At 73.7% G+C, this 12,909-nt stretch carries 8 protein-coding genes; 5 read left to right on the plus strand and 3 right to left on the minus strand.

All coding sequences use genetic code 11. From position 1 onward, the window contains the following. Positions 1 to 279 precede the first annotated feature (279 nt). Together ABZ883_RS34290 and ABZ883_RS34295 are read left to right on the plus strand one after the other, a co-directional pair. Positions 280 to 3,525, plus strand: a complete 3,246-nt coding sequence (locus tag ABZ883_RS34290; protein ID WP_360913251.1) for a BTAD domain-containing putative transcriptional regulator — start codon at positions 280 to 282, stop codon at positions 3,523 to 3,525. Positions 3,526 to 3,592: 67 nt separating this feature from the next. Continuing rightward, positions 3,593 to 4,291, plus strand: a complete 699-nt coding sequence (locus ABZ883_RS34295) for a DsbA family oxidoreductase (protein ID WP_360913253.1) — start codon at positions 3,593 to 3,595, stop codon at positions 4,289 to 4,291. Here the strand turns inward: ABZ883_RS34295 and ABZ883_RS34300 are convergent. Then, the gene (locus tag ABZ883_RS34300) at positions 4,288 to 6,099 is read right to left on the minus strand and encodes a sigma-70 family RNA polymerase sigma factor (RefSeq protein ID WP_360913271.1); all 1,812 of its coding nucleotides are present in this window, start codon (positions 6,097 to 6,099) and stop codon (positions 4,288 to 4,290) included. The two genes, ABZ883_RS34295 and ABZ883_RS34300, sit on opposite strands and share 4 nt — an antisense overlap. A 292-nt stretch (positions 6,100 to 6,391) precedes the next feature. Continuing rightward, positions 6,392 to 7,105 (minus strand): helix-turn-helix domain-containing protein, encoded by a 714-nt coding sequence (locus tag ABZ883_RS34305; RefSeq protein WP_360913255.1) that lies wholly within the window; start codon positions 7,103 to 7,105, stop codon positions 6,392 to 6,394. 294 nt (positions 7,106 to 7,399) lie between these two features. Here ABZ883_RS34305 and ABZ883_RS34310 point away from each other — a divergent pair, with 294 nt between their 5' ends. After that, positions 7,400 to 8,779, plus strand: coding sequence for an NAD(P)/FAD-dependent oxidoreductase (locus ABZ883_RS34310; RefSeq protein ID WP_360913257.1), 1,380 nt, complete (start codon positions 7,400 to 7,402; stop codon positions 8,777 to 8,779). Between the two features lie 118 nt (positions 8,780 to 8,897). Continuing rightward, the gene (locus ABZ883_RS34315) at positions 8,898 to 10,547 is read left to right on the plus strand and encodes a SpoIIE family protein phosphatase (protein ID WP_360913259.1); all 1,650 of its coding nucleotides are present in this window, start codon (positions 8,898 to 8,900) and stop codon (positions 10,545 to 10,547) included. A gap of 15 nt (positions 10,548 to 10,562) precedes the next feature. Here the strand turns inward: ABZ883_RS34315 and ABZ883_RS34320 are convergent, their stop codons facing one another. After that, positions 10,563 to 11,810, minus strand: coding sequence for an MFS transporter (locus ABZ883_RS34320; RefSeq protein WP_360913261.1), 1,248 nt, complete (start codon positions 11,808 to 11,810; stop codon positions 10,563 to 10,565). A gap of 116 nt (positions 11,811 to 11,926) precedes the next feature. Between ABZ883_RS34320 and ABZ883_RS34325 the strand changes: the two genes are divergently transcribed. Then, positions 11,927 to 12,490, plus strand: a complete 564-nt coding sequence (locus tag ABZ883_RS34325) for a MarR family transcriptional regulator (RefSeq protein ID WP_360913263.1) — start codon at positions 11,927 to 11,929, stop codon at positions 12,488 to 12,490. Positions 12,491 to 12,909: the final 419 nt, after the last annotated feature.

Genomic DNA, 12,909 nt, shown 5'->3' on the forward strand with positions numbered 1-12,909 from the left:
GGGGCGGGGGAGTTGGGGGCACCTCCCAGCGGTAGCTGGGGGAGGGTGGTGTTCTGGACTGTGGAATGCATATTTGGGTGCACAACCCGGAGTGATCAAGTCGGGTCCCTGAGGCACCTAAATGTGCTGTCCAGAATGGCAGCCCCGGAGGGCCCGCACCCGGCCCCCCAATGACTTGCGTCGGGGCGCGTGACTTCACAGGGCACACGGGCGGGCGGGTGGGGAGGACACCCGGGAAACGGCGGAGCCAAAGGCTCGGGGGATCGGGAGAATGGCCACGTGCGGTACCTGATACTCGGCGCCACTGAGGCGCGCACCCCCACCGGCGCGCCCGTCCCCCTGGGCAGCGGGAAGCGCTTGCGCGCCCTCCTGGCCGCACTGGCGCTGCGTGCCCCGCACCCGGTGTCGCCGGAGGCGCTGATCGCGGAGGTGTGGGGCGGGGAGGGCGACGACCCGCCGCAGGATGCCGCGGGCGCCCTGCAGGCGCTGGTGTCGCGTCTGCGCCGCGCCCTCGCGGACGGTGCGGACGGCAAGGAGGCCGTCGCGTCGGGCCCGGGCGGGTACCGCTTGGTGGTGGCGTCGCCGGACGACGTGGACCTGAATGTGTTCGAGCGGCTGGCCCGTGAGGGTGCCGCCGCGCTGGACGCGGGCGATGCCGAGGGGGCCGCGGATGTCCTGGGCCGGGCGCTCGCGCTGTGGCGGGGGCCGGCGCTGGCGGATCTGCCGGACCGGGGTGCGGCCGCGGCTCGGCTGGGGGCGTTGCGGCTGACCGCGACGTACCACCGCGTCGAGGCGTTGCTGGCGCTGGGCCGCGCGGCGGAGGTGCTGCCGCAGGTGCGGGGGCTGGTGGCGGAGCATCCGCTGCACGAGCCGTTCCGGGCGCAGTGGATCCGTGCGCTGCGCGCGACGGGCCGTTCGGCGGACGCGCTGGGGGCGTACGAGGAGTCCCGGCGCACGCTCGCCGACCGTCTCGGCACCGACCCGGGCCCCGAACTGCGCGCGCTGCATGCCGAGTTGCTGTCCTCGGAGGGGGCCGAGCCCGTACCGGCACCGGCGCCGCCCGCGCCCCGCGCGGGGAACCTGCGGGCCCGGCTGACCAGTTTCGTGGGCCGGGAGACGGAACTCGTCGCGCTCCGCAGGAGTCTGGTGGAGGGCCGGCGGCGCCTGGTGACGCTGACGGGCCCGGGCGGTGCCGGCAAGACCCGGCTGTCGCAGGAGGCCGCGCAGGCGGTGGAGGCGTCCGGGGCCTATCCGGACGGCGTGTGGCTGGCGGAGCTCGCGCCGCTGGAGCATCCGGAGGCCGTGCCGGACGCGGTGCTGAGCGCGGTCGGGCGCCGTGACACGGCGGTGCTGGCGGCGGCCCGCGAGGTGCGCGGTGTGCCCGACGCGGATCCGACGGCGCGGCTGCTGGAGTTCTGCGCGCAGCGCCGCCTCCTGCTGATCCTGGACAACTGCGAGCACGTCGTGGAGGCCGCCGCCGCGCTCACCGACCGGCTGCTGGCCGCGTGCCCGGGGGTGACGGTGCTGGCGACCAGCCGGGAACCGCTGGGGCTGCCGGGCGAGGCGGTGCGCCCGCTGGAGCCGCTGCCGCTGCCGGTCGCGCGCCGGTTGTTCGTGGAGCGCGCGGCCGCGGTGCGTCCGGGGTTCGACGCCTCCCGGGACCACATGGAGGCCGTGGACGAGATCTGCCGCCGCCTGGACGGCCTGCCGCTGGCGATCGAGCTGGCGGCGGCGCGGCTGCGGGTGCTGTCGCCGCGTCAGATCGCCGACCGGCTCGACGACCGCTTCCGGCTGCTGACCGGTGGCAGCCGTACCGCGCTGCCGCGCCAGCAGACGCTGCGGGCCGTCGTCGACTGGAGCTGGGACCTGCTGAGCGGCCCCGAACGGACCGCGCTGCGCCGTCTCAGTGTCTTCGCGGGCGGCTGCACCCTGCCGGCGGCCGAGGCGGTGTGCGGCGAGGACGCGCTGGAGCTGATCGGGCAGCTGGCCGACAAGTCGCTGATCGTGGTGGAGCACGGCGTGGACGAGGTGCGCTACCGGCTCCTGGAGACGATCCACGAGTACGCCGATGAGCGCGCCGCCGCGGACCCCGGCGACCGGGCTGCGGCCGCGGCGCGGCACACCGCGTACTGGCTGGAGTTCACCGGTGCCGCGGACCGCGGCATGCGCGGTCCCGAGCAGTTGGTGTGGGCGGCGCGGGTGGAGGCGGACCTCGACAACGTCCGTGCCGCACTGGACCGCACGATCGCCGCGGGCGACCACGACGACGCGATCGCGCTCGCGCTGAACATGGGCTGGTTCTGGTGGCTGCGCAACTACCGCGACGAGGCGGTGGCGTGGATCGAGCGCCTGATGGAGGCCACCGATCTCCCCGAGGACCGCGACGCCCCCGGCTTCTGGCCGCGGATGAATCTGCGGCTGCTGCACCTGTTCGTCGTCAGTGACACGGTGGCGCGCGAGGTGATCCAGGGCCCGGCGATGCTGGAGCTGGCGCGTCGCGTCGTTGCCGCCTACGAGGAGCCGAGCCCGCAGTCGGCGCGGTTCCCCGGCATGCTGTGGCCGTTCGCCGACTACATCATGGGCCGGCACGACAGGATCAAGGAGCACGCGGACGCGATGGTCGCCTGCTGCCGCCGGTTCGGCGGCGACTGGGAGCTGGCGGCCGCGCTGATGTTCCGTACGCACATCACCATCGACCTGCCGGGCGGCCTCGCCCACGCCGACGAGGACTGGCCGGAACTGCTGGAGCTCAGCGAGCGGCTCGGCGACCGCTGGATGCGTGCCCAGGTGTGCGAGGCCGGCGCCGAGATGGCCCTGGCCTACGGCGACTACCCGGCCGCACAGGCGGACCTGGAGGAGGCGCTGCGGTACGGCTCGGAACTGGGCGCCCATGTGGAGGGCATCTTCGTCCGGTCCCGGATGGGCGAGCTGGCGTACCGCTCAGGGGACGACGAGCGGGCCGAGAAGCTACTGCTCCAGGCCGCCGAGGACGCCGAGCGGTACGGGGTGTGGGACGCCCGCGCGTACATCAGGGTGCTGCTGGCGCAGATCGCGCTGCGGCGCGACGAGGTCGTGCGGGCCCGGGAGCTGAGCGAGATGGCCCGGGGCGAGGGCAGCATGGGCACGCCGCCACCGGACTTCGAGCTGCTCTGCGAGAGCCTGGCCGCCCGGGTCCTGGCCGCCGAGGGCGATCCCGCCGGTGCTCTGGCCGGGCTGGCGACGGCGGTCCGTGCGGGGGTCGGCGGGTACTGCGCGGAGATCCGGCTGGCGGCGGTGGTCGAGTACGGCGCCGAGGTGCTCGTCGCCCTCGGCGACCCGGCCCGTGCCGCCCTGCTGCACGGCGCGGCGGACGGACTGCGGAACGGGCTGCCGCGTCCGGTCCCGGAGGCGGAGGGTGTCCGGGCCGCCGAGGCGGCGGCCCGCGCGGCGCTGGGCGGCACCGTCTACGAGACGACCCGCGCCCGGGGGCACGAGCTGGGCGGCATGGGGGCGTACGACGTGATGAACGAGGCGATCGCCGCCTAGCGGACGGGATTGCCGGGGGTGGCCGGCGCGTTGCATCTTTGAGCTTTCAACCGACGATGGAGTGCGCATGAAGGTCGAGATCTACAGCGACATCGCCTGCCCCTGGTGCTACGTGGGCAAGCGCCGTTTCGAGCGTGCGCTGGCCGCGTTCCCGCAGGCCGCTCAGGTCGAGGTGGTCTACCGGCCGTTCCAGCTGTCGCCGGAGAAGTCCGAGACCCCCGAGCCGCACCGCGAGTACCTGAGCGCGCGCTTCGGTCCGCAGGCGACCGCGATGGACGCCCGGCTGGAGGAGCTCGGCCGCGCCGAGGGCCTGGCGTTCGACTTCGACCGCGCCATCGAGAACAACACGCTTCTCGGCCACCGGCTGCTGTGGCACGCCCTCACCGTCTACGGCCCGGCGGTGCAGGCCGCGCTCAAGGACCGGCTGCTCGTCGCGCACTTCGCCGAGGGCGCCGACGTCGGCGACCGCGAGACGCTGGCGTCGCTGGCCGCGGATTCCGGGCTCGACCGCGATCGTGCGGCCGCGTTCCTCGCGGGCGACGAGGGCCGCGAGGAGGTGCTCGCCGAGATCGACGAGGCCCGCACGATCGGTGTGAACGCCGTGCCCACCTTCGTCTTCGAGGGCAAGTGGGCCGTCCAGGGCGGTCAGGAGACCTCCACGTTCCTGCGCGTCCTGGAGCAGGTGGCGCAGGAGACGGGCACCGCCCCCGTCGCGGGCGACGCCGCCGCGTGTGCCGACGGCACCTGCGAGGTGCCGGCCTCCTAGCCGCAGCTGAGCCGCGCGTCCGCCCAGTCGGCGACGTTCGCCAGGTGCAGCCGGCGGGACGGTTCGACGACCAGGCGGATCGTCTTGTAGCCCGCGATCGGCACATGGACGGGCACGCCCGGCTCACCGCCGTGGATCACCTGGGAGCGCCACAGCCGCGTGCCGTCGCCGTAGACGGAGAAACGCGCGGCGCCGAGGCCCAGGGCGAGGTCGTCGATGCCGGCGACCGCGTCGTAGGCGGTGCAGGGGCGGTTGAGCAGGATCGTGACCGAGGACGGGGCGGCGACGGTGACGCCGCCCGCGTACGGGGTGCCGTCGATGCCGAGGTGCCAGCGCTGCCACATCCAGTCGCCGAGGCGGATCACGGGCCGGTCGGACGCGCCCGGGGCGGCGAAGCCCAGCCGGTTGAGCGGGAAGAGCCGGGGCTCGGGCGGCGGGGGCGGCTTGCTGGTGCTCGGCGCGGCGGTCGGTGTGGGCGAAGGCGCCGGCGGGGGTGTCGGTTCAGGCGTCGGCGTGGGCTTCACGGTCGGCGTCGGTGTGGGCGTGGGGGTGGGCGTCACCTCGGGGGTGACGCTCGGCCGGACGGCCGGCTTCGGGGTGGGGAGCGGGGCCTGCGCGCGCGGCGGCCGAGAGGCCGGGGGCGGCGGCGAGGCCTTGGAGGGGGTGGCGCTCGGCGTGGGCAGCGGTACCACCGGCGCTGCCGCCGGTTTCCGGTGCGCCTGCGGTTTCGGCTGCGTGTCGGTGCCGGACAGGGCGATCGCGACGGCCACCCCGGCCGCGGCGACGACCACACCCGTGGCGACAGCGATCTTCAGCGGCAGACTGGCTCCCTCGGCCGCCGCGGCACCACCGGCGCCCGCGCCCGCGCCGCCTGCCGAGGCCCCGCCGGCGGCACCCGCGGCCGCCGCGCCCGCTCCCGCGCCCACCGCGGCTCCCACAGCGGCGGCACCGGCCGCCTTGACGGCGTACGAGGCGGCGAACCACCCGATGACCGCCACGGGCAGCAGGCCCTTGAGCGCCGCGTTCACGTCCGCCAACTCGGCTGCCGCGAGGCGGCACTTGGCGCACTCCTCCAGATGCTTGCGCAGTTCCCGGTCGGCCCGCATCCGCAGGCCGCCGCGGGCATGGGCGCCCAGCCGGTCGGCGTACTGGGCGCAGGAGCCCTCGGCGGTGAGCGAGGCGGAGACGTGGGCCTGGAGATAGGCCTGGCGCAGCCCTTCGCGGGCCCGGTGGGCGAGCACCGCCGTCGCGTTCGCGGTGAGTCCGAGCAGGGGTGCGACCTGGCTGGGCGACTCCTCCTCGACCGCCGTGTGCCAGAGCACCGCCTGCCAGCGTTCGGGCAGTGTGCGGAACGCCTGCATGGCCAGCGACCGTTCGGCGACCTGCATGGCGCGTACGTCCGCGCCGAGGTCCGTGGTGTCGCCCGTGGTGCCGGACCCGGCCGCCGACACCGCGAACACCGCGAAGTCGTCGACCAGTTGCTCGCGCTTGGCGCTGCCCGTCCAGGACGCGGCGACACGGCGCACGGTGGTCAGCAGATAGGCGCGCACGGCCGCGTCCGGGCCGCTGCCGCCGCGGATCGCCTGGAGGGTGCGGGCGAAGACCTCGCCGGTCAGGTCCTCGGCGGTGTGCGTGTCGCGGCAGCAGCCGCGCGCGTAGCGGCGTACGGCGGCGGCGTGGCGGCGGTACAGCTCCTCGTACGCGCTGTCGTCCCCGCCGCGCACCCGCGCGACGAGATCGGCGTCGGACACGGGCGACTGCGACGCGGCGTCCGCCGGAGCCGGTTCCCGCGTCCGCGGGGTGGGCATCTCCACCGTCGGCGGGTCGTCCGGCACGCGGTCGTCCGGCGTGCGGCTGCCCGGGACGGGGGTCTCACGACGGCCGGCCAGCGGCTCGCGCTGGCCCGGCACACGGCCGGGGGACTGCTCCTCGCCGGACTCCGATCCCGCCTCCGGGGCGGGCTCCGGCTCCCCGTTTCCTTCATCCACGGGCGTAAGAGTGGCACACAGGTCGCATCCGGCGACCGGTCAAACATCAGAACCACCCGTCCGGGGAGTTTTCACTCCCCGGACCGCACACCATCACCCGGACGGGGCAGCGTCACGCACCCGGACGGGAACGCAGTCCGTCCAGCAGGATGTCCAGCAGCCTGGCGGAGGCGGCCGCCTGGTGGGCCGCGTCGGGCAGCGAGGGCGCCGCCGTGGCGATCACCAGCAGCACATCGGCCACGGACACGTCCGCCCGCAGCTCACCGGCCGTACGCGCCCGTTCCACCAGCTGACCGACGACCTCCAGCAGGGCCTCGACCCCGGCGCCGGCCACGGCGTCCTCCGCCGCGCCGCGCTGCTGCGGCACCCGCGTCTCCTCGGGACTCCCGGCCGGCTGCACCTGCAGCACCTGCGGCGGCAGCAGCCGTCCCGCGCCCGAGGCGACGGACGTGCGCAGGAACCGGGACAGCGCCGACCAGGCCTCGTCCTCCTGACCGAGCGCGGCCCGTGCCTGCTCGGTCAGCCGCGCGGTCTCCTCCTCGGCGATCCGCCGGACCAGCACGTCCTTGCTCGGGAACCGCCGGTAGACCGTGCCGACGCCCACCCGGGCCCGGCGCGCCACGTCCTCCATGGGCGCGCCGTAGCCGAGTTCGCCGAACACCTCGCGCGCGGCCCGCAGCACGTGCTCCAGGTTCCGCTGCGCGTCGACCCGCAGCGGGGACGTGCGGCTGCCGCCCCCTCCGGCGTGGTGACCCGCGGGATCGACCGCGGTGACCACCGACGCGGGCGAGGCCACGGAAGCCCAACGAGGGTCCTGAATATGCATATGTGTATCCCCCGGAAATCGCGTCTCCCCCCGGAGACTCCCCACCCCAAGATCGCCGGGCCGCTGCGGCGACTCGCCACTCGGACACCCCGACGGGATACGAACATAGTTGAGGGCAGGTCAAGAAAGAAGGGGCAACCTGCCCACGATCGGAGTACCCGGGCCTCGCGAGCCACGCACACGCACGTCACAGCGCCCGTGAACCTGCCCGTGACCTGCCGGGCAACAGGATTCAGCCATTCATTGCCGTACGCCCTGTGGACAAACCCCGAGCGCTCATTGCCTCATGGAACGATGGCAGCACTCGAGGAGCCGTCCGGCGCGGGCCGCGAGCCCCGGATCCCGCGCGTCCTGGTGGTCGGCGGCGGACACGTCGGCATGTACACCGCCCTGCGCCTGCAACGGAGGCTGAGGCGCGACGAGGCGGAGATCGTCGTCGTCGAACCGCAGCCGTACATGACCTACCAGCCCTTCCTCCCGGAAGCGGCCGCCGGCTCCATCTCCCCGCGGCACGTCGTGGTCCCGCTGCGCCGCGTCCTCGACGGCTGCGCGCTGGTCATCGGCGAGGCCCGGCGGATCGACCCCGTACGGCGGATCGCCACGCTGTCCACCCTCGCCACCGAGGAGGACGGTTCCGGCGAGCTCCCGCTGCCGTACGACCACCTCGTCCTGGCGCCCGGCTCGGTCTCCCGGACGCTGCCCATCCCGGGCCTCGCCGAGCACGGCATCGGCTTCAAGACCGTCGAGGAGGCCATCGGCCTGCGCAACCACGTCCTGGAGCAGCTGGACATCGCCTCCTCCACGCGGGACGTGGAGGTCCGCGACGCCGCGCTGACCTTCGTCTTCGTCGGCGGCGGCTACGCGGGTGTGGAGGCGCTGGCCGAGCTGGAGGACATGGCCCGCCACGCCGTGCGCTACTACCACAACGTCGAGGCAGACGACCTGAAATGGGTCCTGGTCGAGGCCACCGGCCGGATCCTCCCCGAGGTCGGCGAGGAGATGGGCACCTACGCCGTCCGCGAGCTGCGCGGCCGCAACATCGACGTCCGGCTGAACACCCGGCTGGAGTCCTGCGAGAAGCGCGTGGTCGTTCTGGACGACGGCTCGCGGCTGCCCGCGCGCACCATCGTGTGGACGGCCGGCGTCAAGCCGCACCCGGTCCTGTCCCGCACCGGCCTGCCGCTGGGCGACCGCGGCCGCCTCCGGTGCGCCGCCACGCTGCGCGTCGACGGCACCGACAACGTGTGGGCCGCGGGCGACGCCGCCGCCGTGCCGGATCTCGCCTCCGGCGATCCCGGCGCGGTGTGCGCCCCCAACGCCCAGCACGCCGTGCGCCAGGCCCGCGTCCTGGCGGACAACATCGTCGCGAGCCTGCGCGGCGAGCCCCTGAGCGACTACCGTCACGCCTACGCGGGCTCGGTCGCGTCCCTCGGACTCCACAAGGGCGTGGCACAGGTCTACGGCCGCAAACTCACGGGCTACCCTGCCTGGTTCATGCACCGCGCGTACCACCTCAGCCGGATGCCCACCGTCAACCGCAAGGCGCGCATCCTGGCCGAGTGGATCCTGTCCGGGCTCTTCAAACGGGAGATCATCTCGCTCGGCTCCCTGGAGAACCCGCGTGCGGAGTTCGAGCTCGCGGCGGGCGCCGGCCGCAAGCCCGACGCGCCCTGACCGACCAGTGCGGATGCGGTCGCCGATTCCCCCGGAGCGGCGGGTCGGCCACACTGGACCCTGTGACCAAGCGTGCGTCAGCACCTGCAAAGAGTGACAAATACGAGGAATCGGACGTTTGAACCTCACGCGTTGGAGCGCCCGGCTCCCCGGAACACAACGTCGCAATGCCCAGGCGGCGGCCGCGAGCACCGAACCGTCCTCCGGCGGGGCGGTCCCCGCGGCGCGCGGCCAGGCAGGCGACCACGCCGACGCGCCGGCGCACACCCTCGACGCGCTCCCGGTACGGGAGGTGCTGGCCCGCCTTCCCGCACTCATCGCGGTCACCCACGGCTCCGCCCACCGCCTCGGCTACGTCAACGAGGCGTACGCGGAGGTTTTTGGTGCCCGCGCCCCCGGCGAACCCGCCCGCGACGCCCTGCCCGAACTGGCGGAACTCGGCCTGCTCCCCCTGATGGACCAGGTCTTCCGCAGCGGCAAGCCGCGCACCGTCAAGGCCCGCAAGGTCGCCACCGCCACCCGGCAGGGCTACTTCACGATCACGTGCAGCCCCGTTCCGGTGAAGGACGGCGGCGACACCGGGGGCGTCCTGGTCTTCGCCACCGACGTCACCGACCAGGTGCAGGCCGCCGAGCGGCTGCGCGAGAGCGAACGCCGCCTGCACGCCACCGCGGTCACCCTCCAGCGCAGCCTGCTCCCGCAGGAGCTCGAACAGCCCGACGACCTCCGTGTCGCCGCGACCTACCAGCCCGGCGGCACCGACGCCGCCGTCGGCGGCGACTGGTACGACGTCATCACCCTCGGCGCCGGCCGCACCGCGCTGGTCATCGGCGACGTCATGGGTCGCGGCGTGCGCGCCGCCGCCGTCATGGGCCAGCTGCGCACCGCCGTCCGCGCCTACGCGCGCCTGGACCTGCCGCCGCACGAGGTGATCCAGCTCCTCGACGGTCTCGCCGCCGAGATCGACGCCACCCAGATCGCCACCTGCGTCTACGCCGTCCACGACCCGAGCGAGAGCCGGCTGACGTACGCGTCGGCCGGCCACCTGCCGATCGTCGTCCGCGACGCCGACGGCACCGTGCACCGCGCCGACGAGCCCACCGGTCCGCCGCTCGGCACCGGTGGCTGGGTCCACACCTCGGGCACCGTGCCCCTCGGCCCCGGTGCCACCGCCGTGCTGTACACCGACGGCCTCATCGAACGCCGCGGCGAGGACATCGACGAGGGCGTCTCCGCCCTGATGAACACCCTCGCCGGCGCCACCGGCAGCCCGCAGGTCATCTGCGACCGCCTGCTGCGCGCGCTCGGCGTCACCTCCGAGCACGCGGACGACGTGGCCGTGCTCGTCCTGCAGTACCCGCAGCGCGAGGGCACCGACTCCGAGCTCTTCCGCAACGCCTCGCTGGAACTGCTCGGCGGCATCGAGGCGGCCCCGCGCGCCCGCGCGTTCGCGCAGGGCGTCCTGACCTCGTGGCGCTTCCCCGTCGAACTCGTCGACCTCGGCGTCCTCGCCGCGAGCGAACTGGTCGCCAACTCCCTGCAGCACGGGGTGCCGCCCATGCGGCTGAGGCTGCGCCGCACCGACCGCCGGCTGATCATCGAGGTCACCGACGGCGACGACCACCTGCCGCGGCGCCGCCGCGCCGAACCCGTCGACGAGGCCGGCCGCGGCATCTCGATCATCGCGACCATCACCTCCGCCTGGGGCTCCCGGCGCACCCCGGGCGGCGGCAAGGCCGTGTGGTGCGAGTTCGCGCTCCCGGGCTGAGGGCTGACCGCCGGACTACGCCGCCAGCACGGGCTCGCTCAGCGGAGCGTCCTGGTGGATCGTCAGCCGGCGGCCCAGGCGCAACGACAGCGCGGTGATGCCGAGCGAGCAGACGACCAGCATCAGGATGTACTGCGGGTACATCCCGGCGCCCGCCATCAGCCCGCCCACCGCGGGCCCCACGGCCATCGCGAGCTGCTTCACCAGCGCGAAGGCGGAGTTGTACCGGCCGACCATGCCCTGCGGGGCCATGTCCGCCACCAGCGGCGCGAGCGTCGGCGAGAGCATCGCCTCGCCGAGCCCGAAGAGCGCGTACGTGGAGACGAGCATCGCCGTCGCGATCCCGTGCGCGCCGCCCATGAGCCCGGACACCCCCGCGACCAGCCAGGCCACGGCCCACAGCACACCGACCGCCGCGATGACCCGGCTGCGGCGCCGCCGCTCCACCGGCCGCAGGACGAGGAACTGCGCGACCACGATGGCCGCGGTGTTCGCCGCCAGCGCGATGCCCAGCGTCGACGTCGACACCTTGGTCACCTCGACCGCGTACGCCGCGAGCCCCGACTCGAACTGCCCGTAGCAGGCAAAGAACAGCACCCCGCCGAGCACGCAGAGCTGGACCATCGCCCGGTGCCCGAGCAGCGCGCGCAACCCGCCCGCCGCGTGCTCCAAGGGCGCCGGCTCCATCCGGGCCGTCCTCGGCAGGCGTACGGAGGCCGCCACCGCGGCCAGCACCACGAACATCGCGGCCTCGACGGAGAACAGCAGCGTGAACGAGCCCGGCCGCGCGGTGTCGGCCAGCAGGCCGCCGAGCAGGCCGCCGATGCCGAGCCCCAGGTTGTTCAGGAAGAACTGCGTCGCGAACGCCCGGGAGCGTGTCGCGGGGGTCGAGCACCAGACGATGAGCGTGGCGAGCGCGGGCTGCATCACCGCGATGCCGGCCCCCATCACCGCGGAGGCGGCGATCACCAGGGGCGCGGTCGCCGCCAGTCCGAAGCCCAGCGCGCCCACCGCGGACGCCACCGCCCCGGCCAGCAGGACGGGCAGGGGGCCGTTCCGGTCGATCGCCCGCCCGGTGAAGGGCAGCACGGCCAGGGCCGACACGGCGAACGCCGACAGCACGACCCCCGCGGTCCCCGCTCCCAGGCCGCGCACCTGCGACACGTAGACGAACAGGAACGGCACGGTGAAGCCGTTGCCGAACGCGCTCAGCGCGTTCCCCAGCTGGATCCGGCGCAGCGCGGCGCCCATCGCGGTGGTCACACTCACCCCTTAGGTCAGAAGTCCTCGAATGCTAAGACTTCAACAGTAAAGTTCGAAGTTGAACAGTACACAACGGAAGTCTTTAGGGCCAATGAGTTCCATGGCACACTCATGCCATGACGAGCGCAGGCGACGGCCAGTCCAACTCCCCGCAGGAGCTGGACCTCGACGAGCAGATCGCGATCTACCAACGCGAGTTCCCCGAGGTCGACCCCCAGGTCGAGAAGATCGTCACGGCACTCGGCCGGCTGAACCGGCGCCTCCACGTGGGCTACAGCCGCCACCTGTCGGCGGTCGGCATCACTGCCGCCGAATGGGAGGTCCTCAAGGCCCTCGTCGTGGTGGGCCGGCCCTACCGGCTCGGCCCCGGCGACCTGGCCAAGCGGCTGGGCCTCACACCCGCCGCCATGACCCACCGCATCGACCGGATGGTCTCCGAGGGCCTGGTCACCCGTGAACGGGACGAGTCCAACCGGGTGCGCGTCATCGTGGAGCTCACCGACGTGGGCCGCGGCAAGTGGCTGGAGACCATGCGCATGGCCGCGGCGTTCGAGGGCGACCTGCTCCAGGACCTCGAGCCGGACGAACGCACGGTCCTCGGCGACCTGCTGACCCGCCTCCTGCGGCGCGTCGAGGCAGACCAGCCCGACGCCGGCGGCAGACTCCAGGACCTCGACTGACCCGGTTTGACACCCACGTCCGCGATCCGTAGTGTTCTCCGGGTTGCCCGCCGGTGAACAGTAAGTCTGTCCCGGTTCCCGGGCGGCCATCCCGAAGCAAGCTTCCGAACGGACGACGAGTAGTCGTTTCGTTTTCGTGCGCGCTTTCGGAATGAGGATCGGCGGAATTGCTCGATTGGCATCGGGCGCCTCTGATCCGCTAACGTTCAACCCGTCGGAACGGCCCAACGGCCGGGAGGACAAGCCCCGCTGACTGGGGATCAGGCCGGAAACGGTCTGATAGAGTCGGAAAAGCCGAAAAGCGAAAGCCGGACGGCACACCCGCTCCAGAGGGTGGCAGAGAAGGAAATCGGATCTGCTAAGCTGGAGACAACGAAGGGAAAGCCCGGAGGGGCCGGTGAAACGGTCTCGAAGGAAGC

Source organism: Streptomyces sp. NPDC046977 (assembly GCF_040644455.1).
In the GTDB taxonomy this organism is placed as follows: Bacteria; Actinomycetota; Actinomycetes; order Streptomycetales; family Streptomycetaceae; genus Actinacidiphila.

Bases quoted from the DNA above. Each gene is read 5' to 3' on its own strand.
- ABZ883_RS34295 (WP_360913253.1), top strand. From the start codon at position 3,593: ATGAAGGTCGAGATCTACAGCGACATCGCCTGCCCCTGGTGCTACGTG.
- ABZ883_RS34300 (WP_360913271.1), bottom strand. From the start codon at position 6,099: ATGCCCACCCCGCGGACGCGGGAACCGGCTCCGGCGGACGCCGCGTCG.
- ABZ883_RS34305 (WP_360913255.1), bottom strand. From the start codon at position 7,105: ATGCATATTCAGGACCCTCGTTGGGCTTCCGTGGCCTCGCCCGCGTCG.
- ABZ883_RS34310 (WP_360913257.1), top strand. From the start codon at position 7,400: ATGGCAGCACTCGAGGAGCCGTCCGGCGCGGGCCGCGAGCCCCGGATC.
- ABZ883_RS34325 (WP_360913263.1), top strand. From the start codon at position 11,927: ATGACGAGCGCAGGCGACGGCCAGTCCAACTCCCCGCAGGAGCTGGAC.